The sequence below is a fragment of the Pseudomonas sp. DW-iso17 genome (genome assembly GCF_058725345.1).
The window spans coordinates 110,551-133,276 of record NZ_JBZXEA010000008.1 but is presented as its reverse complement, the minus strand read 5'-3'; the positions used below and the strand labels follow the sequence as shown (position 1 = coordinate 133,276).

Annotated in this window: 16 protein-coding genes and 2 pseudogenes; 13 read left to right on the top strand and 5 right to left on the bottom strand. The window is 61.7% G+C overall.

Annotated features, from left to right (window positions below; translation table 11 throughout):
* Window positions 1-248: 248 nt before the first annotated feature.
* Both AC4PS6_RS07025 and AC4PS6_RS07020 read right to left on the bottom strand, forming a co-directional pair.
* A complete protein-coding gene (locus tag AC4PS6_RS07025) occupies window positions 249-2,378 on the bottom strand; it encodes a TonB-dependent siderophore receptor (RefSeq protein WP_336827269.1) in 2,130 nt (709 codons plus the stop codon).
* 189 nt (window positions 2,379-2,567) lie between these two features.
* Complete coding sequence (locus AC4PS6_RS07020) at window positions 2,568-3,659, bottom strand: NADH:flavin oxidoreductase/NADH oxidase (RefSeq protein WP_014718067.1); 1,092 nt, start codon at window positions 3,657-3,659, stop codon at window positions 2,568-2,570.
* 90 nt (window positions 3,660-3,749) lie between these two features.
* Between AC4PS6_RS07020 and AC4PS6_RS07015 the strand changes: the two genes are divergently transcribed.
* Window positions 3,750-4,049, top strand: coding sequence for an ArsR/SmtB family transcription factor (locus AC4PS6_RS07015; protein WP_003190545.1), 300 nt, complete (start codon window positions 3,750-3,752; stop codon window positions 4,047-4,049).
* 10 nt (window positions 4,050-4,059) lie between these two features.
* On the opposite strand, the gene AC4PS6_RS07010 is transcribed toward AC4PS6_RS07015, so the two are convergent.
* Both AC4PS6_RS07010 and AC4PS6_RS07005 read right to left on the bottom strand, forming a co-directional pair.
* Entirely contained in the window at window positions 4,060-5,088 is a 1,029-nt protein-coding gene (locus AC4PS6_RS07010) for a GGDEF domain-containing protein (protein WP_014718066.1), read from the bottom strand.
* 2 nt (window positions 5,089-5,090) lie between these two features.
* Window positions 5,091-5,942 carry a hypothetical protein gene (locus tag AC4PS6_RS07005; RefSeq protein ID WP_172832686.1) on the bottom strand — a complete coding sequence of 284 codons (852 nt, stop codon included), beginning with the start codon at window positions 5,940-5,942 and terminating at the stop codon, window positions 5,091-5,093.
* A 329-nt stretch (window positions 5,943-6,271) separates the two neighbouring features.
* Here AC4PS6_RS07005 and AC4PS6_RS07000 point away from each other — a divergent pair, with 329 nt between their 5' ends.
* From AC4PS6_RS07000 to AC4PS6_RS06980, 5 genes and pseudogenes are all read left to right on the top strand, one after another.
* Window positions 6,272-7,162: a bestrophin family protein gene (locus AC4PS6_RS07000; protein ID WP_003190542.1), complete on the top strand. Its 891-nt coding sequence runs from the start codon at window positions 6,272-6,274 to the stop codon at window positions 7,160-7,162.
* A gap of 138 nt (window positions 7,163-7,300) precedes the next feature.
* Window positions 7,301-8,380 (top strand): annotated as a pseudogene (locus AC4PS6_RS06995) (HAMP domain-containing protein); the annotation flags it as partial.
* Between the two features lie 327 nt (window positions 8,381-8,707).
* Window positions 8,708-9,244 (top strand): annotated as a pseudogene (locus AC4PS6_RS06990) (methyl-accepting chemotaxis protein); the annotation flags it as partial.
* A gap of 290 nt (window positions 9,245-9,534) precedes the next feature.
* On the top strand, window positions 9,535-11,943 hold the full coding sequence (locus AC4PS6_RS06985) for a glucose/quinate/shikimate family membrane-bound PQQ-dependent dehydrogenase (RefSeq protein ID WP_336827268.1): 2,409 nt from the start codon (window positions 9,535-9,537) through the stop codon (window positions 11,941-11,943).
* Between the two features lie 57 nt (window positions 11,944-12,000).
* On the top strand, window positions 12,001-13,263 hold the full coding sequence (locus AC4PS6_RS06980) for a carbohydrate porin (protein WP_336827267.1): 1,263 nt from the start codon (window positions 12,001-12,003) through the stop codon (window positions 13,261-13,263).
* Here the strand turns inward: AC4PS6_RS06980 and AC4PS6_RS06975 are convergent.
* On the bottom strand, window positions 13,260-14,435 hold the full coding sequence (locus AC4PS6_RS06975; protein ID WP_020302070.1) for a XylR family transcriptional regulator: 1,176 nt from the start codon (window positions 14,433-14,435) through the stop codon (window positions 13,260-13,262). The two genes, AC4PS6_RS06980 and AC4PS6_RS06975, sit on opposite strands and share 4 nt — an antisense overlap.
* A 139-nt stretch (window positions 14,436-14,574) precedes the next feature.
* Between AC4PS6_RS06975 and xylA the strand changes: the two genes are divergently transcribed.
* The 7 genes from xylA to AC4PS6_RS06940 all read left to right on the top strand — a co-directional run bounded on the left by xylA (window position 14,575) and on the right by AC4PS6_RS06940 (window position 22,669).
* Window positions 14,575-15,891 (top strand): xylose isomerase, encoded by a 1,317-nt coding sequence (gene xylA / locus AC4PS6_RS06970; RefSeq protein ID WP_336827265.1) that lies wholly within the window; start codon window positions 14,575-14,577, stop codon window positions 15,889-15,891.
* A 144-nt stretch (window positions 15,892-16,035) separates the two neighbouring features.
* On the top strand, window positions 16,036-17,037 hold the full coding sequence (gene xylF / locus AC4PS6_RS06965) for a D-xylose ABC transporter substrate-binding protein (protein WP_492180763.1): 1,002 nt from the start codon (window positions 16,036-16,038) through the stop codon (window positions 17,035-17,037).
* Window positions 17,034-18,587, top strand: a complete 1,554-nt coding sequence (gene xylG / locus AC4PS6_RS06960) for a D-xylose ABC transporter ATP-binding protein (RefSeq protein ID WP_032903505.1) — start codon at window positions 17,034-17,036, stop codon at window positions 18,585-18,587. Before xylF ends, xylG begins: the two co-directional genes overlap by 4 nt.
* Window positions 18,588-19,724 carry a sugar ABC transporter permease gene (locus AC4PS6_RS06955; protein ID WP_014718057.1) on the top strand — a complete coding sequence of 379 codons (1,137 nt, stop codon included), beginning with the start codon at window positions 18,588-18,590 and terminating at the stop codon, window positions 19,722-19,724.
* A gap of 224 nt (window positions 19,725-19,948) precedes the next feature.
* Window positions 19,949-20,896 (top strand): ornithine cyclodeaminase family protein, encoded by a 948-nt coding sequence (locus tag AC4PS6_RS06950; protein WP_492180762.1) that lies wholly within the window; start codon window positions 19,949-19,951, stop codon window positions 20,894-20,896.
* Between the two features lie 13 nt (window positions 20,897-20,909).
* Complete coding sequence (locus AC4PS6_RS06945) at window positions 20,910-22,043, top strand: NAD(P)/FAD-dependent oxidoreductase (RefSeq protein WP_102666487.1); 1,134 nt, start codon at window positions 20,910-20,912, stop codon at window positions 22,041-22,043.
* Window positions 22,043-22,669 (top strand): helix-turn-helix transcriptional regulator, encoded by a 627-nt coding sequence (locus AC4PS6_RS06940; RefSeq protein ID WP_336827264.1) that lies wholly within the window; start codon window positions 22,043-22,045, stop codon window positions 22,667-22,669. Before AC4PS6_RS06945 ends, AC4PS6_RS06940 begins: the two co-directional genes overlap by 1 nt.
* The last annotated feature ends 57 nt before the right edge of the window (window positions 22,670-22,726 follow it).

Sequence of the window (22,726 nt, the reverse complement as noted above, 5' to 3'; positions counted from 1 at the left end):
GCAAGCCAGCTCCCACAGTTGGAACGCGACGTGTCAGGTAGAAATGTGTCGGCTGGCAGGCCGTCTTCGCAGGCAAGCCAGCTCCCACAGTTGGAACGCGACGTGTCAGGTAGAAATGTGTCGGCTGTCAGGCCGCCATCGCAGGCAAGCCAGCTCCCACAGTTGGAACGCGGGGCGTCAGGTAGATAGGCGCCGTGGCGGGAGCAAGCTCCCTCGCCACAGGCCCTGCGTGGTACCGCAGCTGTTCATCACAGGGTGTAGGCGATGCCCACCTGCACAGTTCGCGGTGCACCGGGGTAAGCGTAGATATTGCCGAACGCGCCCTCTTCATATTCACGGTTGAACAGGTTCTTCACATCCAGGTTCAAGCGCACACGCTCATTGACCTTGTAGTAACCGAGCAGGTCGACCACGGTATAGGCGTCCATGGAGAATGCCGTATTGGCGGTCTGGCCGGCGCGCTGGTCGACGTACTTGCCGCCGGCGCCCAGGCCCAGGCCTTTGAGCGCGCCGTCCTGGAACTCGTAGACGTTGAGCAGGCTGAAGCTGTTGCGCGGGATGTTCATCAAGCGAGTGCCGGAGCGCAGAGTGTTATCACGGGTGACTTCGGCATCTACATAGGCGTAACCGCCGATCACGCGCCATTCGGGCGTGAGGTTGCCTGCAACGTTCAGGTCAAATCCACGACTGCGCACTTGGCCGGCCGCGACATTAAAGGCACTGTCCACCGGATCGGGGGTCAGCACGTTTTTCTTCTCGATCTGATAGATCGCCGCATCCACGCTCAACTGCCGGTCCAGCGCCTCCCACTTGAGGCCCATCTCGTAGGACTTGCCCTTCTCCGGCGCAAAACCACCGCCTTCGCGGCTGGCGCTGGCGTTGGGTTTGAACGAACGTGCGGCGTCAGCATAGACCGCGACGGTGTCGGTGAGGTCGTAGATCACACCCACGCGCGGGGTGACGGCGTTATCGGCGGCCTGCCAGCTTTTACCTACATAGTTCTGGTAGTCATGCTCGAAACGCTCGAAGCGGGCACCGGCCAGTACTTTCAGCCGTTCAGTGAGGGCGACCTGGTCCTGTACGAAAGCGGCGTAGGTCTTGAGGTTTTCCTTATCGTGGGTCGGCGTTCGGGTCAGCGCCGGGCGGGTTTGACCGTACACCGGATCAAAGATATCGATTGGGTAGGTGCCCGCCGCGGCGCTGGAACGCTGGATAATCGACTTGTAGTCGTAGTCCTCGTACTCGATACCGGTAAGCAAGGTGTGATCGAACCCGCCGGTGGAGAAGTGCCCGGTCAGGTTGAGCTGATAGTCCTTGTCGGTCCATTCCAGCTTGCGGTAGTTGAAGTTGCGTTGCAGGGTCCGGCCATCGGCGCCCAGGCTACCCGGCCCATTGGCCTCAATGGCGTTGCCCTTCAGGCTGCCGTCCAACCATTGAAAACCGCCGCCCAGGGTCCAGTTGTCGTTAAGCACGTGCTCGAAACGCAACTGCGCCATGTTGTTGTCGTTGTGCAGCTTGCCGGCATCCTTGTCGCCCCAGAACGTATCGCGCGAGGGGGTGCCACGCTGGTTGGGGAAACGCGTCAGGCCGCGGTCCAGCGGGTGGTTGTTGCGCATGAAATCGCCTTCGAAGGTCACCTTGGTGTCATCGGTGGCCTGCCAGGTGATCACCGGCGTCACGCCGTAGCGTTCCGTCTCGACGTGATCGCGGAAGGTGTCGCCGCCCTCGCCCACCACGTTCAGGCGATAGGCCAGGCGGCCTTCCTCGTCCAGCGGGCCGGAGGCATCCAGGGTGCCGCGCTTCATGCCCTGGTCATTGAGCTGGCTGCCCAGGGTGACGGTGCGTTCAGCCAGCGGCTGCTTGGACACCACGTTGAAGGTACCGCCTGGGTCGCCACGGCCGTAGAGCATGGTCGCAGGGCCGCGCAGCACTTCAAGACGCTCGATGGTGTTGGCGTCCGGCATGTTCGGGTAACCGCGGTTGATCGGGAAACCGTTGCGGTAGAACTCACCGGTGGTGAAGCCGCGCACGGTAAAGGTAGTCAGGCCCTGGCCGCCGAAATTGTTGGCGCGGCCCACGCCGCCCGCGTAATCGAGGGCATCCTGCAGGCGCGTTGCACCGAGGTCTTCGACCACGTCCTTGGACACTACGCTGATGGACTGTGGAGTTTCATGAATGGCGGTGTCGGTGCGCGTCACACTGGCTGAACGTGTGGCGTGGTAGCCCTGCACGGGGCCTTGGGCCGACTCAAGGTCCGCGGTGGCGGTGACATTGGTCGCTTGCAGCTCGATACTGGCGTTCTCGGCAGGTGCCTGCTCTGCCCACGCGAAGGGGGAAAACGCCTGGAGCACACAGATGGAAATCAGGGTACGACGCATGGGTGTAGAACCTAGTGAATGAGCCAGATGGGACGGCAAACCTGCCAAGAATTCGCGGCGCATCATATATCAGCGGATTCTCGTTTGACATCGATTCTCATTTGTTATTTTTCACCGCGTAGGTCGCGAAAAGCGACAGGCGAAAAAAAGCCACTCAATCGAGTGGCTCATGCAACGCGCAGGCGTACCTCAGCGATAGCGTTCCAGCCAATGCGCGTAAGGCGCCGGCAAGGTCCAGGAGGACTTGTCCACGCCCAGCTCCTTGGCAGCAAAGTAGGCCCAATGCGGGTCGGCCAGATGCGCACGCCCTACCGAAACCAGGTCCAGGTGCCCGGCCTGCAAAGCGCCTTGGGCCAGTTGCGGCGTGCCGAAGCCCCAGGCCGAGGTCACCGGAATACCGGCTTCACGGCGCACTCGCTCGGCAATCGGGCCCATGAAGGCCGGGCCCCATGGGATGTTGGTGTCAGGAATGGTAAAGCCGACGCTGACGCTCAACAGGTCCAGGCCCCCGTCCTTGAAACGGCGCGCCAGTTCAATGGACTCGGTGAGGGTCTGCTCATCACGACCGTCGTATTCGATCACGCCGAACCGGGCGGTGAGCGGCAGGTTTTCCGGCCAGACTTCACGCACCGCAGCCAGGGTTTCGAGGAGGAAGCGGCTGCGGTTGTCGAAGCTGCCACCGTAGGCATCGGTACGCTGGTTGGAATGCTCGGAGAAAAAGCTCTGGCCCAGGTAACCGTGGGCGAAGTGCAGTTCGATCCATTCAAAACCGGCATCGCGGGCGCGACGGGCCGCGTCGACGAAGTCCTGCTGCACACGGGCGATGTCTTCCAGGGTCATGGCACGCGGTACGTTGGGCAGGTTGGCACCGAACGCAATGGCCGACGGCGCGATGGTTTCCCAGCTACGGGCATCAGAGGCCGGGATGTGGTCATCACCTTCCCAGGGGCGATTGGCACTGGCTTTGCGACCGGCGTGGGCGATCTGGATGCCCGGCACCGAACCTGCGGCCTTGATGGCTTTGACCATGGGCACGAATGCCTGGGCGTGGGCGTCGCTCCAGATCCCAGCGCAGCCTGGGGTGATGCGTCCTTCAGGGGCGACCGCGGTGGCCTCGACCACCAGCAGGCCGGCACCGCCACGGGCCATGCCGGCCAGGTGGACGTGGTGCCAGTCGTTGACCATGCCGTCTTCGGCCATGTATTGGCACATCGGGGGGATAGCAATGCGATTGCGCAAGGTCACATCTTTGAGTTTGAACGGTTCGAACAAAGCCGACATTGAGAACTCCAGGAAGGGGTGGGTGATTCGATAGTTCGATGGTAATCGAACTATGGTATTGAACGCTACCCCCCTGTTATGATCCGCCCCATGCGAGCCTTCAAACACCCTACCCCCCAAGAATTGACGCTTGAGCGTGTGCTGTACGCCTTGAGCGACCCCGTGCGCCTGGACATCGTGCGCTACCTGGCCAACGTGCCAGAGGCCACCTGTGGCGAACTGGACGGGGGGCGGCCCAAATCCAGCATGTCCCATCACTTCCGGGTATTGCGCGATGCCGGCCTGGTGCACACGCGCAATGTGGGCACCACCCATATGAACTCGTTGCGCCGTGACGAGCTGGAAAGCCGCTTCCCTGGGTTGCTGGCGAGCGTTCTGTCACAGCACTAGACGGCACGCGTCAGGACAAGACCGCCTGTAGCAATGCGCCGTCCAGGTGCACACAGTCCTTGCCATTGCGCTTGGCGCCGTACAGGTTCTTGTCCGCCATCTTGAGTACGGCCGACAACTCGTCGCCTGGCGAAAAACGCGCCATCCCCGCACTGCAGGTGTAATGGTGGGGCGCAGGCACGCTGCTGCGGATCGCCTGCAACAAGTCCAGGGCATAATCACAGGCCACCTCCACATCGTCGCCCTGCAATAACACGCCGAACTCTTCCCCGCCGATCCGTCCGAAGCTGTGGCTGCCCTTGGCGTTTTTCAGGCACAGCGCCATGGCGCGCAGAATCTTGTCCCCCACGTCGTGGCCATACAGGTCGTTTTTTTCCTTGAAACTGTCGATATCCAACATGATGAAGTAGCCGCCCCGCTCCCCACCGAGCAACTTCTCGAAGCTCTGCATAAAGGCGCGCCGGTTGAGGATGGACGTCAGGTAGTCGGTCTCGGCCAAGGCGCGAAACTCGCTTTCCACCAGCAATACCGAACGCAGGTTCTTCAAGTAGGAATAACTCAAGATAAACCCGATGGACACCGACGCCGCGCAGAACAGCAGCAAATACACCTCGGTGCCGGCGTATATATCCGCCTGCATGGGCGGCCACAGGATCAGCCAGATCAATAGCGCATCGGCCAGATAATCCTGGACACTGATAAACAAGATTGCACTGCCCACCACCAGGGTCACCGCCAACGGCAAGCCATAGATACGCAACTCTGCGTGCATATGAATCAGATAAGCGAAGCCGACGGACAACAACACCATATAGGTGACTCCCAGCACTCGCCAGAGCAGAAAGTTCGTGGTGGTGGCATGTACCCGGCAAACAATCAGCAGGCCCACCGTGACGGCCAACATATAAAAATCCAACTTCAGGGCCGCAGGAATCAGGAGCATGCCGACCCAGGCAATAATCCCGACCCATTCGGCTTGGGTCACCGCAGGTGACAACAAACTGCGCATTCTGGGCCGCAACTTCAAGTTAGCAGGCATCCTTACGCTCCCATCTCAATAGCATGCAGGCCCATCGCAAATGAAAAGGCCATGAACCGCTTTACCAGGCTGGCAAAGGGTGGCAGAACTTCCAGCCGGGTTTTGGAGTGGGCTTTGAAATAACCCTTTTCGACCCCCTCCTGCACCATACGGATAATGTGGGTCTTGGACACGGAAAGTTGCTTGGCCAAGGCCAGGTAGGAAGACGACCGGAAGGTGGCGCGGTCGTTCTCAGGGGCAAAGGCATCGTTGTAGATCGCCAGCATCAACAGATGGCCGGCATCGCGTTTCACCAGCCAATAACATTCGGGCAGCAAGACATCCACCGTCAACTCGGCCGCGAGAATCATGGCAAAACCTTTGAAATAGAGCGCCAGGAACTCACGGTCATCCAAGTCACGCATCTGCCGGAACACTTCCCGTTCGGGGTAGAGCAGCGCCAACGACTCCGTGAGGGCGGTGAGCATCAACCGCGCTTCGCGGCAGGCTTCATCCGAGGGTGCATACACCCTGAAGCGACTGTCTTCGGGGTGCGGCGCAACCTCCATGAAACCCAGAGCCCGGAATAGCAAAAAAATCGATTCCAGGCTGTTTTTCGAACAATATTTGCGCGTTACGCACAAGGCTTTAACTTCTGCCAACAACGGCAGCGGTGTGGAAAAGTATTGGCTCAATAATGCAAACGACACCATCAAGCGGCTGTATTTAAGGGCACTCTTGTAGAAAAACGGTCGTTTTGAATAGGGCACGAGCAGCACGTGGTAATGCGCTCTCATGCACGATTCAAAATCCTTATGACGTTCGAGCGCTTGCGCGGTATTACACATAGCCAACTTCAACGAACTGACACGCATGAAAGAGCCCTGATCATCCAACTTGATGCCACTGATCTCAGCTACGAAATCCCTGCAGCCCGGCCCCAAAACAAATCACTTCAAAATTCCTGCCATTAATGGCTTTTTGCCTCGAACGCAATGTACAGCGATTGCCGGACAAGACGTCATCAGTACCAAAGTTGTTCCACCGTCAAATGCCCCGTAGCACACACTTACGCGCAACCTTTGGTTACATTCTCTCCGCCTGGCGGTTAGAGGACTAATCGATTCAGCACACTGCGAACCTTCCTTCCTCGACGGCGTCGTAACAGGGGATTGTTGCCAACCGCCCGCCGCGAGGTTCTCGTTTGAAAGCTGCCCTTCTGAAGAAATACCGCCTGATCATCAAGACCATGGGCTATGTGGGCTGGGCGTTGTTCTGGCTGTTGTTGTGGGATGTGGCGGTGACGGTGGATTTCATGCTGTTTCTCACCGCCAAGATCAATTTGCCGCTGATGCCCCTGACCTTGCTCGGCTCGGCACTGGTGGTGCTGATCAGTTTTCGCAACAGCAGCGCCTATAACCGCTGGTGGGAAGCACGCACGCTGTGGGGTGCGATGGTCAACAACTCGCGCAGTTTTGCCCGGCAAGTGTTGACCCTGCTCGATGACGCCCCCGGTGAGGTGAACCCGGTGAAGTCGACGCTGTTGCGCCGTCACGTGGCTTACGTCAACTGCCTGGCTGCGCACCTCAAGGGCCAGCCGTGCCCGGAGGAAGTGCGAGCCTTTATCCCCGCCGAAGAATTTGCGCGCAACGGCGCCACCAATAACTTCGCCAATGACATCCTCACCGGCTCAGCCTCGTTGCTGGCGCGCGAATACCAGGCCGGGCGCCTGGACAGCATCCGCCTGGCGCGGTTGGAGTCGACCCTGGTGGACCTCTCCAACGCCCAGGGCGGCATGGAGCGGATTGCCAACACGCCACTGCCCTACCCTTACGTGTACTTCCCGCGGCTATTCATTTCGCTGTTCTGCCTGATCGTACCGGTGGGCCTGGTGGAATCCCTCGGTTGGTTCACGCCGCTGGCTTCCACAGTCGTGGGCTTCATGCTGCTGGCCATCGAACGCATCGGCACCGACCTGCAAAGCCCGTTCAATTCCAGCGAACACCAGATCCAGATGGAAAGCATCTGCGAAACCATCGAGAAGAACCTGCAGTCGATGCGCCGCGATGCCCTGGTCGGTGACCCGATCGCCTGATTCCCCCTGCTCAAGTGCCAACTCCCTCGGCCGATATACCGAGGGTACGCATGGCCTCGCCTCTCACAAAAACGCCTGCGACACGCAGCACTAATTTTTCTCCCCTTGCCAAAACTATAAATACCCGCGGGTGAAGTCATGAATATCAAGCAGAAGCTGACATGGGCGTTTGCGGCCATCGCGTGCGTGCCGGTCATCCTGGTCGCCATTATCGTGGTGCTGAATCTGCGCGAGGGTGCGCTGGCCAACTTCCTCGACAGCAGCGGCCGCGAGATCCGCCAGATCGACAATGGCATGCAGCAGTTTTTCGACGGCATCAGCCAGAATGTCGACTTCGTCGCCAAGGACCCGCGCGTGATCGCGGCCAAGAACCTCAAAAGCTATGCCGGCGCCGATGCCGCGCAAATCCCGCTGACGCCGACCAACACAGAGCTGCTGGCGATTTTCGATCAGTTCGCCAAAAGCCACCCCAGCACCGCCTACCTGTCCCTGGGCCTGAGCGATGGCGGCTACGCCAGTTGGCCAGACGACGCCAAACTGACGCAATACGACCCGCGCACCCGCCCCTGGTACCAGGCCGCCATCGCAGCGCCAGGCAAGACCGTGCGCACAGGCGCCTACTACTGGGCCCCGGACGATGTGGTGCTGATCGGCACCGTGCGCACCGTCGCGGATGCCACGGGTAACGTCCTTGGGGTGGTTGGCCTGGACGTGTCGCTTAAGCAACTGACCGAGTTGGTGCGCACCATCAAGCTGGGCGACAGCGGCTACCTGATGCTGGTGGAAGCCGACGGCAACGTGCTGGTGGACCCCAGCGATGCCACGCACAACTTCAAGCCCCTGGCGGGCCTGGGCGCGAACTACGCCGAACTGGCCAAGCACGGCGATGGCGTGACCGAGGTGAGCATCGACGGCGTGGCCTACATGGCTAACGTGGTCAGTTCCAAAGACCTGGGCTGGCGCTTTATCGGCCTGATCAAGCGCGACGAAGTGATGGCCGGCGCCACCCGCCTGACGTGGTTGATCGCGGCGATTGCCGCCGTATTGGCCGTGGTGTTCGCGATAGTAGGCGCTAGTTTCGCCCGTGTGATCGTGCGCCCGATTCGCGGCGTGGCCGACGGTTTGCAGGAAATCGCCGAAGGTGAAGGCGACCTCACGCGCCAGCTCAAAGTGCAAGGCAAGGACGAAACCGCTAGCCTGGCCGGCTGGTTCAACCAGTTCCTGAGCATGATCGCGCAATTGGTGCAGCGCATCGGCAACGCCTCCTCAGACCTGCAAACCGCCGCCGCCGACACCAGCGCCGTGGCCAACAATATGAACCAGGCCGCCGGCCGCCAGCGCGAAGCCGTGGAACTGGTGAGCACTGCGTTCAACGAGATGGTTGCCACCGCCAACGAAGTCGCGCGTTCATGCAGCGCCGCCGCCACGAGTGCCGATGAGGGCTATCGCGACGTGCACACCGGCCAGCAGCACATCGGCGAAGCCACCGGCAGCGTGCTCAAGCTCAGCGAAGACCTGCAAAAATCCACACAGACCATGCAGTTGCTCGAGCAAGACAGCCAGAACATCAACACCATCCTCGATACCATCCGTTCGATAGCCGAACAGACCAACCTGCTGGCGCTCAACGCCGCGATCGAAGCTGCCCGCGCTGGCGACCAGGGCCGCGGCTTTGCGGTGGTCGCCGATGAAGTGCGTGCACTGGCGCGTCGCACCGCCGACTCCACCGGCGAAATCGACAGCCTGCTGGGCAACCTCGCCCGCCGCACCCAGGAAGTCACCCAGCAGATGCAAGGCAGCTTGCTGGTGTCCAACACCAGCGTGGAGCGCATCCAGCAGGCCCGCGACAGCTTCGACAAGATCCGTGGTTCGGTGGACTCGATTCGCGACCAGAACACCCAGATCGCCACCGCCGCCGAAGAGCAGCACCAGGTGGCCGAAGAGATCAACCGGCATATCGCGCAGATCCACGCCGACGCGCAGTTGGTGGAAGGCTTTGCGCATTCGGCGCAGACCGGTTCAGGGCGGCTGACGGATATTTCCGGCCAGCTCAATGGGCTGGTGGGGCGCTTCAAGTTCTGATGCCCGCCCAATAAAGGCAGCGCTGTACCGTGGCGAGGGAGCTTGCTCCCGCTGGAGTGCGTAGCAGTCCCAGTCTTTTAAAATAAGAGCGGGGCCGCTTCGCGCCCCAGCGGGAGCAAGCTCCCTCGCCACAGGGTACGCGTCGCCGGGTCCATCTATGCCGCCTCAGAGACGGCCCTGCCCATCATCGCAGTACCTGCAACAGTCTATTGCAGGACTCAAATGTACTAACTGGTTACTTATCTTGCTAAAATCGCGTCTTTGCCCTCTCTCACTCGAGTCCATTCGACATGAAACGAGCATCGCGCGCCGCTGGCGTCTCTAGATTCTTACTCCTGGGCCTGGGCGTCGTCATCGCCCTGCTCGGCCTTGCGCTGGCCGTCGGCGGCGCCAAATTGGTCAGCCTGGGAGGCTCCTGGTACTTCTTGCTCGGCGGCGTGGCCATGGCCATTTCCGGGCTGTTGATTGCCCGCTGCAAGCCTGCCGGCGCCTGGTTGTTCGCCGCGTTTCTAGTGGCTACTGCCGTGTGGGCGGTGGCCGACGTGGGCCTGGAATACTGGCCGCTGTTCTCGCGACTGTTCATGTTTGCGGTGATTGGCGTGGTTGTGGCGCTGGTGTATCCATTGCTGGCCGGCAAACCGGCGCGGGGTGCCTATGGCGTCGCCGCCGTGTTGGCGCTGGGCGTGGCGGTGGCGGCGGGCAATATGTTTGTCGCGCACCCAAGCGTTGCGCCCACCGGTGCAGGCCCGGGCATGACCCCGGTGGCGGCGGCCGATGCGCAGAAAGATTGGGCCCACTACGGTAATACCGAAGGTGGCAGCCGTTTCGCCGCGCTGGACCAGATCAACCGCGACAACATCGACAAGCTCAAAGTCGCCTGGACCTACCACACCGGCGACGTGGCCATCAGCGACGGCAACGGTGCCGAAGACCAGCTGACGCCCCTGCAGGTCGGCAACAAAGTGTTTATCTGCACCCCGCACAACAACCTGATCGCGTTGGATGCCGACACCGGCAAAGAACTGTGGAAGAACGAAGTCAACGCCAAGTCGGCAGTGTGGCAGCGTTGCCGGGGCATGGCGTATTTCGACGCCAGCGCACCGATTGCCCAGCCGACCCAGCCCAACAGCTCGCCGATCCTGACCGCCAGCGTGCCTGTCGGTGCGCAGTGCCAGCGTCGCCTGCTGACCAACACCATTGATGCACGCCTGATCGCCGTAGACGCCGACACCGGCAAGTTCTGCGAAGACTTTGGCACCCATGGTCAGGTGGACCTCAAGGCCGGTCTGGGCAATGTGCCGGACAGCTACTATCAACTGTCCTCGGCGCCGCTGATGGCCGGCACCACCGTGGTGGTCGGCGGTCGCGTGGCAGACAACGTGCAGACCGATATGCCCGGTGGCGTGATCCGTGGCTTTGACGTGATCACGGGTCAAATGCGCTGGGCGTTCGACCCAGGCAACCCTGAAGACAAGCAGGCCCCGACGGGCGACGCCACCTACGTGCGCAGCACCCCGAACAGTTGGGCGCCGATGTCTTACGACCCACTGATGAACACGGTCTTCCTGCCGATGGGCAGCTCGTCCACCGATATCTACGGTGTGGAGCGCACCCAGCTCAACCACAAATACGGTGCTTCGGTGCTGGCACTCGACGCCTCCACCGGTGCCGAGAAGTGGGTGTACCAGACGGTCCACAACGACCTCTGGGACTTCGACCTGCCGATGCAGCCCAGCCTGATCGACTTCACCCCGCCAGGCAGCGACATGGCCGTACCCGCCGTAGTCATCGGCACCAAGGCCGGGCAGATCTATGTGCTCGACCGCGCCACGGGCAAGCCGCTGACGGACGTGCAGGAAGTTCCGGTCAAAGCCGCGAACATTCCCAACGAGCCGTATTCCCTGACCCAGCCGAAATCCGTGGGCATGCCGCAGATCGGCGCGCAAACCCTGACCGAGTCGGACATGTGGGGCGCGACGCCGTATGACCAGTTGCTGTGCCGCATCGACTTCAAGGGCATGCGCTACGACGGCCTGTACACCGCGCCGGGCACCGATAAATCCCTGAGTTTCCCGGGTTCCCTGGGCGGCATGAACTGGGGCAGCATTTCCACCGACCCGGTGCACGGCTTTATCTTCGTCAACGACATGCGCCTGGGCCTGTGGATCCAGATGATACCGTCGCAGAACAAGGCCCAGGCCTCTTCCGGTGGTGAAGCGCTGAACACCGGCATGGGCGCCGTGCCGCTCAAGGGCACGCCGTATGCGGTGAACAAAAACCGCTTCCTGTCGGTGGCCGGCATTCCGTGCCAGGCGCCGCCGTTCGGCACCTTGACCGCCATCGACATGAAGACGCAAAAGGTCGCCTGGCAAGTACCGGTGGGCACCGTTGAAGACACCGGCCCCCTGGGTATCCGCATGCACCTGCCGATCAAGGTAGGCCTGCCGACCCTGGGCGGTACGCTGTCCACCCAAGGCGGCCTGATCTTTATTGCCGGCACCCAGGACTTCTACCTGCGCGCCTTCAACAGCGGCAATGGCGATGAAATCTGGAAAGCCCGCCTGCCCGTCGGCAGCCAGGGTGGGCCGATGACCTACGTGTCGCCGAAAACCGGCAAGCAATACATCGTCGTCACCGCCGGCGGCGCACGCCAGTCCACCGACCGTGGCGACTACGTGATCGCCTACGCCCTGCCGTAACCGCCCTCTGTTCGCGCGGTGCTCCGGCACCGCGCTTTGTGTTTGGAAAGATCCCCCATGACCCCTACTCCTCATACCGCCTGGCGCCTGGCGCTGGGCCTGGCCTTCGCGGCCGCCCTGCCCGTTCAAGCCGACGACACCACCCTGACCGGCGACTGGGGCGGCCTGCGCCGCGAACTCGACGCGCAAGGTGTGCGCTTTACCGGTGACTACAGCGGCGAGACCGCCTACAACGCCCACGGCGGCCAGCACCGTTCGGCGCGCTACTCGCAAAACGTCAAGCTCGGCGTGCAGTTCGACCTGGGCAAGCTCTACGGTTTTACCAACGGCGACCGCATCCAGCTGACCATCAACGACCGACGCGGCAACAGCGCCTCCGAGGACCTGGTGGGCAACCGTCTGCCGATCCAGGAAAACTACGGTGGCCTCTACACGCGCCTCACCGAACTGAGCTACGAGCGCACGCTGTTCACCCCGGCGCTGAACCTCAAGCTGGGCTATATGGCCATGGGCAATGATCTCGGTGGCCTGGACAGCGGCATCCTGTGCAACTTCATGAACGCCGGCTTCTGCGGGCATCCGCTGAACATGTCCGGCGGCAGTGGCTGGGCCAACTACCCGAATGCGCACCTCGGTGCCCGGGTGAAGTACGACTTTTCGCCCAACTGGCAGCTGCGCGTGGCGGCGTTCAATGTCGACCCGTCCAGCAACGGCAACTCCAGCCGTGCCTGGCACCTGGGGCCCAAGCACACCACCGGCACCGTGGTGCCCATCGAGCTTATCTACAAGCATGCGGGCGCACTGCCCGGTGAATACAAGCTCGGGTATTACTACGACAGTTCCGATGTAAAACGCATTGGCAGCAACAAGGACGTCAGCGGGCGCGGCGGTCACTACCTCTTGATCGACCAGGCTGTGTGGGCCTCACAATCATCCCAAGGCCGTAGCCTGCACGCCTTCGGCCAGTACTCTGCCGCCAGCCAAGCGGCCTCGCCGTTCACCCAGTGGTATGGCGCAGGCGTGGTGCTGTACAAGCCGTTCGAAGGTCGCCCGCGCGATACCTTCGCCCTGGGCTATGGCCGCGCGGTGCCGAACCCGCGCAGCCGTGATGTACAGGAGCTGGCAGCGTTCAACACCGGCACGGCCTATCCCGACCTGGACACGGCCGAACAGCTGATCGAACTCAGTTATGGCTACCAGGCCACGCCTTGGCTGACCTTGCGCCCGGATGTGCAATACATCATCGAGCCGGGGGCTTTTTCCGGGGAGAGCATCGACAATGCGCTGGTGCTGGGCTTGCAGGTCAAAGCGGTGTTCTAGTTCGTGCCCTGCTGATACTGACGCGGCGTACAGCCAAATTCGCGGCGAAACACCGTATGCAGGTACTGCGCAGAGGTGAAGCCACAGCGTGCAGCAATGTCGGCAATCGCAAGGCTGTGGTTTTCCAGGCCTTTGGCGGCAGCGGCAAGTTTGAAGCGCAGAATCTCATCATGCACGCTGCAGCCGCGGGCCTTGCGAAAATGCGCTTCCAGGGACGAGCGGGAAACACCGACATAAGCCGCGACCTGATCGGTCTTGATGCCCTGGCAGGCGTACTGGCGGATAAACAACAAGGCCTGCATCACGTAAGGGTTGCCCAGGGGTTGATGCAGGCTGGAGGCCTGCACGTTGATGGCGTCCGGCGGCACCAGCACCTGCGTGCCCGTGCAGGGTTTGCCGTGCAGCATCTGATGCAACAGCGCCGCAGCGGTGCGGCCCATGGTCTCGGTGCCCTGGATCACCGAACTGAGCGGCACCCGCGTGAGGGTACGGGTCAGCGGGTCGTTATCGATGCCGATCAACGCCACCTCCTCCGGCACCGCAATACCCGCCGTCAGGCAGGCTTGCAGCAATTGCCGAGCGCGGGCATCGGTCACCGCGATGATGCCGATAGGCTTGGGCAAGCTGTGCAGCCAGGCAATCTGCTGCTCCACCGCGCTGTCCCACAACGGCGCACTGGTGCCCAGGCCGCGATACACCTCTACCTGCAAGCCATCGCGCTGCATCAAGCGGCGAAAAGCTTTCTCACGCTCCTGGGCCCACCGATTGGCCTGGGCTTCGGGCAGGCTGAAACAGGCAAACCGCGTCAACCCCGCCTCCACCAGATGCTCGTAGGCCAGCTTCATCAGGGCATGGTTATCGGTGGCCACATAAGGAATGCCCTTGGGGTACTTGCTGACATCCTCATAAGAGCCACCCACCGCCACCACTGGAAGCCGACTGCCGGCCAGCGCCTCGCCAATAAGCGGGTCATCGAAGTCGGCAATGATGCCGTCCCCCTGCCAACGCTCGATACCGCGCAGGCGACAGAGGAAGTCCTCTTCCAGGAACAGGTCCCAGGATGCGCGGGTGCTGCTCAGGTAGTTGCCGATACCGGCGATGATGCCGCGGTCGTAGATTTTGCTGCCGTTGAACAGCAAGGCGATGCGGTGAACGGGCGGTAGGGTTTTCATTGTTTTTGTCCTTAGGCCGGTAGGGACAGACTAACCCTCACCACTCAAAATCGCACTACACCTTGGTGATTTTCATAATCAGCCGCCCAGGTGCCATTGCTAGTATCCAGACACCGCTCAGAACAATAAGGAAAACCCCATGCCGTACTTCCCCGGTGTCGAGAAGGTGCGCTTCGAAGGCCCTGCCAGCACCTCTGCCCTCGCGTTTCGTCACTACGACGCCAACAAGCTGATCCTCGGCAAGCCCATGCGGGAGCACCTGCGCATGGCGGCTTGTTACTGGCATACCTTTGTGTGGCCGGGGGCGGATATGTTTGGGATGGGGACGTTCAAGCGCCCGTGGCAGCGCAGTGGCGATCCGATGGAGGTGGCGATCGGCAAGGCCGAGGCGGCGTTTGAGTTTTTTTCCAAGCTGGGCATCGACTACTACAGCTTTCACGACACCGATGTGGCGACCGAAGGCAGCTCGCTCAAGGAGTACCGCAACCACTTTGCGCAGATGGTCGACCACCTGGAGCGCCATCAGGAACAGACCGGCATCAAGCTGCTATGGGGCACTGCCAATTGCTTCAGTAACCCGCGCTTTGCCGCCGGGGCCGCGAGCAACCCGGACCCAGAGGTGTTCGCCTTCGCCGCCGCCCAGGTGTTCAGCGCGATGAATGCCACGCTGCGGCTCAAGGGCGCCAACTATGTGCTGTGGGGTGGTCGTGAGGGTTATGAAACCTTGCTCAACACCGACCTCAAGCGCGAGCGCGAACAGCTCGGGCGTTTTATGCGCATGGTGGTGGAGCACAAGCACAAGATCGGCTTTACGGGTGACCTGTTGATCGAGCCCAAGCCCCAGGAGCCGACCAAGCACCAATACGATTACGACAGCGCCACCGTGTTCGGATTCCTGCATGAGTACGGCCTGGAACACGAAATCAAAGTGAACATCGAGGCCAACCACGCGACGCTGGCCGGGCACAGTTTTCATCATGAGATCGCCACCGCCGTGTCGTTGGGGATCTTCGGCAGCATCGACGCCAACCGCGGCGACCCGCAGAACGGTTGGGACACCGACCAGTTCCCCAACAGCGTCGAGGAAATGACCCTGGCCACCTATGAAATCCTCAAGGCTGGCGGGTTCAAGAACGGCGGCTATAACTTCGATTCCAAGGTGCGCCGCCAGAGCCTCGACGAGGTGGACCTGTTCCATGGGCATGTCGCCGCCATGGATGTGCTGGCCCTGGCGTTGGAGCGTGCGGCGGCGATGGTGCAGGACGACCGCTTGCAGCAGTTCAAGGACCAGCGCTATGCCGGCTGGAGCCAACCATTGGGCCAGGCGGTGTTGGCCGGTGAGTTCAGCCTGGAGTCATTGGCTGAACATGCCTTTGCCAACGCGCTGGACCCACAGGCGGTGAGTGGGCGCCAGGAGATGCTTGAAGGCGTTGTGAATCGGTTTATCTACACCTGACTGTGGCCAGAGATTGCTCCCGCTGGGGCGCGAAGCGGCCCCAAAAAATGGGAGTGCTACGCACTCCAGCGGGAGCAAGCTCCCTCGCCACAAAGAGGATCTTCACCTAGTGTCTTTCCAACAACAATAAAAGGACGCACCACCATGAAGTCATTCAAACCTGCCCTGCTCGCCGCAGCCCTGGCGCTGTTCGCCCTGCCGGTAATGGCCGACCCTGCGCACCCGAAAATCGGTTTTTCCATCGACGACCTGCGCCTGGAGCGCTGGTCCCGCGACCGTGATTACTTTGTCGCCGCCGCGGAAAAGCTCGACGCCAAGGTGTTCGTGCAGTCTGCCGATGCCAACGAGCAAAAGCAGATTGCCCAGATCGAAAACCTCATCTCCCGGGGCGTCGATGTGATCGTGATCGTGCCGTTCAACGCCACGGTGCTGACCAACGCGGTGGCCGAAGCCAAGAAGGCCGGGATCAAGGTGGTGTCCTATGATCGCCTGATCCTCAATGCCGACATCGACGCCTACATTTCTTTCGATAACGAAAAAGTCGGCGAGATGCAGGCCAGCGGCGTGTTGCAAGCGGCGCCCAAGGGCAATTACTTCCTGCTGGGCGGCGCGCCGACGGACAACAACGCCAAGGTGCTGCGCGAAGGTCAGATGAAGGTGCTGCAACCGGCCATCGACAAAGGCGATATCAAGATCGTCGGCCAGCAATGGGTCAAGGAATGGAACCCCACCGAGGCCTTGAGCATTGTCGAAAACGCCCTGCCCCGTAACGACAACAAGATCGACGCCATCGTCGCCTCCAACGACGCCACCGCCGGCGGTGCGATCCAGGCCCTGGCCGCGCAGAAACTGGCGGGCAAGGTACCGATCTCCGGCCAGGACGCTGACCTCGCGGCGATCAAGCGCGTGATCGATGGCACCCAGACCATGACCGTGTACAAACCGCTCAAGCTGATCGCCACCGAAGCGGCCAAACTTTCGGTGCAGTTGGCACGCAGCGAACAACCGACCTACAGCTCGCAATACGACAATGGCAGCAAGAAGGTCGACACCATCCTGCTTACGCCGACGCCGTTGACCAAAGCCAACATCGACCTGTTGGAAAAGGACGGTTTCTACACCAAAGAGCAGATCGCCGGGCAATGACCGTGGCCGCCGATTACCTGCTACAAATGAACGGCATCGTCAAAAGCTTTGGCGGTGTCAACGCCCTTAACGGCATCGACATCAAGGTCAAACCTGGGGAGTGTGTGGGCCTGTGCGGTGAAAACGGTGCGGGTAAATCCACCTTGATGAAGGTGCTGTCGGCGGTGTACCCGCACGGCACCTGGGAGGGGGAAATCCTCTGGGATGGGCAGCCGCTCAAGGCCCAGTCCATCCGCGAAACCGAGGCCGCCGGGATTGTCATCATTCATCAGGAACTGACCCTGGTGCCCGACCTGTCGGTGGCCGAGAACATTTTCATGGGCCACGAACTGACCCTGCCCGGTGGGCGCATGAACTACCCGGCGATGTTGCACCGCGCCGAGGCGTTGATGCGTGAACTCAAGGTGCCGGACATGAATGTGGCGCTGCCGGTGTCGCAGTATGGCGGCGGCTACCAGCAATTGGTGGAGATCGCCAAGGCGCTGAATAAACAGGCGCGCCTGTTGATCCTCGACGAGCCCTCCTCGGCCCTGACCCGTGGCGAAATCGAGGTGCTGCTGGACACTGTCCGGGGCCTCAAGGCCAAGGGCGTGGCCTGTGTGTATATCTCGCACAAGCTCGATGAAGTGGCGGCGGTGTGCGACACCATTGCAGTAATTCGCGACGGCAAGCACATCGCGACCACCGCCATGGCCGACATGGACATCCCCCGGATCATCACGCAGATGGTCGGCCGCGAAATGAGCAACCTCTACCCCACCGAGCCCCATGAGGTGGGCGAGGTAATTTTCGAGGCGCGTAACGTCACCTGCTACGACGTCGACAACCCCAAGCGAAAGCGCGTCGACGACATCTCCTTCGTGCTCAGGCGCGGTGAAATCCTTGGCATCGCCGGCTTGGTGGGGGCCGGGCGCACGGAGTTGGTGTCGGCGCTATTCGGCGCCTACCCCGGGCGCTACAGCGCCGAGGTGTGGCTGGAGGGTCAGGTGATCGACACGCGCACGCCGCTCAAGTCGATCCGCGCCGGGCTGTGCATGGTGCCCGAAGATCGCAAGCGCCAAGGCATCATCCCCGACCTGGGCGTGGGCCAGAACATCACCCTGGCGGTGCTGGACACCTACGCGCACCTGACCCGCATCAACGCCGAAGCCGAACTGGGCAGCATCGACCAGCAAATCAGCCGCATGCACCTCAAGACCGCCAGCCCGTCGCTGCCGATCACCAGCCTCTCAGGCGGCAACCAGCAAAAGGCCGTGCTGGCGAAAATGCTGATGACCCAGCCCAAGGTGCTGATCCTCGACGAACCCACACGCGGGGTGGACGTGGGCGCCAAGTACGAGATCTACAAACTGATGGGTGCGCTGGCCGCCGAAGGCGTGTCGATCATCATGGTCTCCTCGGAATTGGCCGAAGTGCTCGGCGTGTCCAACCGCGTGCTGGTGATTGGCGACGGCCAGTTGCGGGGAGATTTCATCAATGAAGGGCTCACCCAGGAACAGGTGCTCGCCGCCGCGCTCAGCCATAACCCTAATGATCGGAAGACCGCGTAGATGAATCAGGTCAAACATCTTTTTACCCGCTACAAGATGCTCGCGCTGGTAATCGCCGTGGCGTTCATCTGGTTGTTTTTCAGTTGGCAGACCGAGGGTGGTTTTCTCACCCCGCGCAACCTCTCCAACCTGCTGCGGCAGATGTCGATCACCGGAATATTAGCGTGCGGCATGGTGCTGGTGATTATCAGCGGCGAGATCGACTTGTCGGTGGGCTCGTTGCTCGGGCTGTTGGGCGGGCTGGCGGCGATTCTGGATGTGGTCTATCACGTGCCGCTATTGGCCAACCTGAGCCTGGTGGCGCTGTGCGGCTTGATGATCGGCTTGGCCAACGGCTACATGACCGCTTACCTGCGCATCCCCTCGTTCATCGTCGGCCTAGGCGGGATGTTGGCGTTTCGCGGGATACTGCTGGGGATTACCGGCGGCACCACCATTGCGCCGGTGTCGCCGTCGCTGGTGTATGTGGGCCAGGGGTATTTGCCCCACAACGTCGGCATCGGGCTTGGCGTATTGTTGTTTGCCCTGACACTGTTCCTCACCTGGAAACAACGGCGCAACCGTGCGCTGCATGGGTTGGCCGCGCATTCACGGCTGCGCGATGCACTGCGCGTGGTGCTGATTGGCGCGGTGCTCGCAGGCTTTGTCACCACCCTCAACCGCTACGACGGCATCCCCGTGCCGGTGCTGCTGTTGCTGGCGCTGCTGGGGGTGTTCAGCTATGTCACGCACCAGACCGTGTTCGGCCGCCGGGTGTATGCGGTGGGCAGCAATATGGAGGCCACGCGGCTGTCGGGCATCAATGTGCAAGCGGTAAAACTGTGGATCTTCGGCATTATGGGCGTGATGTGCGCCCTCGCTGGCCTGGTCAACACCGCGCGCCTCGCGGCGGGCTCACCGTCGGCCGGTAACATGGGCGAACTCGACGCCATCGCCGCGTGCTTTATTGGTGGCACCTCGATGCGCGGTGGTTCGGGCACGGTGTATGGCGCGTTGCTTGGGGCATTGGTGATTACCAGTTTGGACAACGGCATGTCGATGCTGGATGTGGACAGCTACTGGCAGATGATCGTCAAGGGCAGCATTTTGGTGCTGGCGGTGTGGGTGGATGTGAGCACGCGCTCGGGCAGGCGGTAACTCGTCCGCCAGAACATCATCGATTACCTGTGGGAGCTGGCTTGCCTGCGATAGCGGCGGGTCAGCCACCTGATGGACCGACTGACACACCGCTATCGCAGGCAAGCCAGCTCCCACATTTGATCTTCATGGCTCCCTCCACATTGATCTCATTTTTCCCTCCGGTTATTGCGGATAAAAACTAAAAGTCCATAATGGACAAATTAGTTTATCCGGAGAGCCCCATGTCCACGACGCCCCTCGTTATCGACCAGGCCCAGGCCCGCACCTTGCTGGCTCAAGTCGACGTGCCTTTGATCCTGCGCAAACTGTTCCGCGACCTCGCTGCCGGGCAAGCGGTGCAGCCGGCGCAACAGCTGGTGGCGTTTCCCGATGGCGCCGGGGACTTCATCAACTACCTGGGCGTATTGGCCGAAGACGGGGTGTACGGGGTCAAGACTTCGCCCTACATCGTGCGTGAACAAGGCCCCCTGGTGACGGCCTGGACCCTGTTGATGTCGATGCACAGCGGCCAGCCGTTGCTGTTGTGCGATGCTGCTGAATTGACCACCGCACGCACCGCCGCCACCACGGCCTTGGCGGTAGATGCGCTGGCCCCGGCGGCGGCGCAACGCCTGGCGATCATCGGCAGCGGCAAGGTCGCCCAGGCGCACCTGCATTATGTGCAGAACCTGCGCGACTGGCAGCAAATCCGCCTGTACTCGCCAAGCCTGGGCAGCGCCAGCGCCGAAACGCGTGCGCAGTTGGCCAGCCTGGACCCGCGCCTGAGCCTCGTCGCAAGTTGTGAGGCCGCCCTGGAAGACGCGGATGTGATCCTGCTGTGCACCTCCTCCGCCGGGCCGGTCATCGACCCCTCGCGCCTGAGCAAACCCGCGCTGATTACCTCCATCAGCACCAACGCGCCACGCGCCCATGAAGTGCCGCCGCACTGCCTTAACCAGATGCACGTGTTCTGCGACTACCGCCAGACCACCCCGGATTCGGCCGGTGAGATGCTGATCGCCAGCGAGCGGCACGGCTGGGACAAACGTATGATTGTCGGCGACCTGCCCGAATTGTTCAGCGACATGGTCCAACGCCCCGACTACGATCGTCACGTCTTTTTCCGCTCCATCGGCCTGGGCCTGGAAGACATCGCACTGGCCAATGCCCTGTACCAACGCCAACGCTAATCAGGAGAGTGTTATGCACCAGGCAGACTTCATCATTATCGGCGGCGGCATCGCCGGCGCGTCCACCGGGTTCTGGTTGTCGCAGCACGGCAAGGTTCTGGTGCTGGAGCGTGAAAGTCACCCGGCCTATCACTCCACCGGGCGTTCGGCGGCGCTCTACACCGCCGCGTATGGCACCCCGCAAGTGCGGGCGCTGACCTTGGCCAGCCGGGCCTTCTTCGACCAGCCACCCGCAGGTTTCTGCGAACACCCACTGCTGACGCCCCGGGGCGAAATGACCGTGGATTTCAACGGTGACCCGGCCGAACTCGACAGCCAGTACCTGAGCGCCAAGGCCACCGTGGCGCAGGTGCAGCGCCTGACGGTCGATGAAGCCTGTGCACGCTTGCCGATCCTGCGCCGTGAAAAAGTCCATGGGGCAATCTACGACCCTACCGCCTGTGACATCGACACCGACGCCCTGCATCAAGGCTACCTGCGCGGTATCCGCCGCAACCAGGGCGAAGTGCGCACCGACAGCCATGTGCTGGGCTTGAGCCGCGACGCCGATGGCTTGTGGCAGGTGCGCACCCAGGCTGCAATCTTCAGCGCGCCGGTCATCATCAACGCCGCCGGTGCCTGGGCCGACCATATCGGCGGGCTGGCGGGCGCAGCGTCCATCGGCTTGCAGCCCAAGCGCCGCTCGGCCTTTGTCTTTGCTGGTCCCGAGGGCATGGACAGCCACGACTGGCCGATGCTGGTGGCCCTCGACGAAGCGTTCTACATGAAACCGGATGCCGGCATGTTCCTCGGCTCGCCGGCCAACGCCGACCCGGTAGAACCCCAGGATGTGCAACCCGAAGAGCTGGATATTGCCATGGGCATTTACCAGATCGAGGAAGCCACCACCCTGACCATCCGCCGCCCCACGCGCACCTGGGCCGGGCTGCGCAGTTTTGTGCAGGACGGTGATTTACTGTCGGGCTTTGACCCGCAAGTACCGGGACTGTTCTGGGTGGCAGCGCAAGGCGGCTATGGTATCCAGACCTCACCCGCCATGGGCCAGGCAAGCGCCGCCCTGGTGCGCGGCGAACCGCTGCCGGAGGCACTGACCCGGTTCGGCCTGGACGCTGGTATGCTCTCCCCGGTCCGCCTGGAGCCCCATTGATGAACACCGCCGAACAAGACAAGGTCATGCAGAACTTCCGCGCGATTGCCGATGCAATCGCCACGTTGTTCTTTCCCCATGCAGAAGTGGTGCTGCATGACCTGCGCACGCAAACCGTGGATTACATCGCCAATAACCTGTCCAAACGCAGCCTGGGTGACGACTCGTCCCTGGAGGACATGCTCGACGGTGACGTCAGCGAGGTGAATATCGGCCCTTACGAAAAGCTCAACTGGGATGGCCAGAAAATCCGCAGCCTGAGCACCGTGCTGCACGACCACAAAGGGCGCAGGCTGGCTGTGTTGTGCATCAACCTGAATATTTCAATGTTCGAAACAGCCAAGGCGGCGCTGGATTTATTCCTGTCGCCAAGCAAGCTGATCGCACAGCCGGACGCGCTGTTCCGTGATGACTGGCAGGAACGCATCAACACCTTCCTGCATGCCTGGCTGCGCGAGCGTCAGTTGAGCCTGAACCTGTTGACCCGCGACCACAAACGCGAACTGGTGCTGGCGCTGCATGCCGAAGGCGCATTCAAGGGCAAGAGCGCCTCCAACTATGTGGCCAATGTGCTGGGCATGGGGCGAGCGACGGTCTACAAGCACTTGAGGGAACTCAAGGGTTGAGCCCTTTCTGACCACGGCGCCGATTCCCTGTGGGAGCTGTCGAGCCCCGGCGAGGCT

Bases quoted from the DNA above. Each gene is read 5' to 3' on its own strand.
- AC4PS6_RS07025 (WP_336827269.1), bottom strand. From the start codon at position 2,378: ATGCGTCGTACCCTGATTTCCATCTGTGTGCTCCAGGCGTTTTCCCCC.
- AC4PS6_RS07020 (WP_014718067.1), bottom strand. From the start codon at position 3,659: ATGTCGGCTTTGTTCGAACCGTTCAAACTCAAAGATGTGACCTTGCGC.
- AC4PS6_RS07015 (WP_003190545.1), top strand. From the start codon at position 3,750: ATGCGAGCCTTCAAACACCCTACCCCCCAAGAATTGACGCTTGAGCGT.
- AC4PS6_RS07010 (WP_014718066.1), bottom strand. From the start codon at position 5,088: ATGCCTGCTAACTTGAAGTTGCGGCCCAGAATGCGCAGTTTGTTGTCA.
- AC4PS6_RS07005 (WP_172832686.1), bottom strand. From the start codon at position 5,942: ATGCGTGTCAGTTCGTTGAAGTTGGCTATGTGTAATACCGCGCAAGCG.
- AC4PS6_RS06985 (WP_336827268.1), top strand. From the start codon at position 9,535: ATGAAACGAGCATCGCGCGCCGCTGGCGTCTCTAGATTCTTACTCCTG.
- AC4PS6_RS06980 (WP_336827267.1), top strand. From the start codon at position 12,001: ATGACCCCTACTCCTCATACCGCCTGGCGCCTGGCGCTGGGCCTGGCC.
- AC4PS6_RS06975 (WP_020302070.1), bottom strand. From the start codon at position 14,435: ATGAAAACCCTACCGCCCGTTCACCGCATCGCCTTGCTGTTCAACGGC.
- xylA (WP_336827265.1), top strand. From the start codon at position 14,575: ATGCCGTACTTCCCCGGTGTCGAGAAGGTGCGCTTCGAAGGCCCTGCC.
- xylF (WP_492180763.1), top strand. From the start codon at position 16,036: ATGAAGTCATTCAAACCTGCCCTGCTCGCCGCAGCCCTGGCGCTGTTC.
- xylG (WP_032903505.1), top strand. From the start codon at position 17,034: ATGACCGTGGCCGCCGATTACCTGCTACAAATGAACGGCATCGTCAAA.
- AC4PS6_RS06955 (WP_014718057.1), top strand. From the start codon at position 18,588: ATGAATCAGGTCAAACATCTTTTTACCCGCTACAAGATGCTCGCGCTG.
- AC4PS6_RS06950 (WP_492180762.1), top strand. From the start codon at position 19,949: ATGTCCACGACGCCCCTCGTTATCGACCAGGCCCAGGCCCGCACCTTG.
- AC4PS6_RS06945 (WP_102666487.1), top strand. From the start codon at position 20,910: ATGCACCAGGCAGACTTCATCATTATCGGCGGCGGCATCGCCGGCGCG.
- AC4PS6_RS06940 (WP_336827264.1), top strand. From the start codon at position 22,043: ATGAACACCGCCGAACAAGACAAGGTCATGCAGAACTTCCGCGCGATT.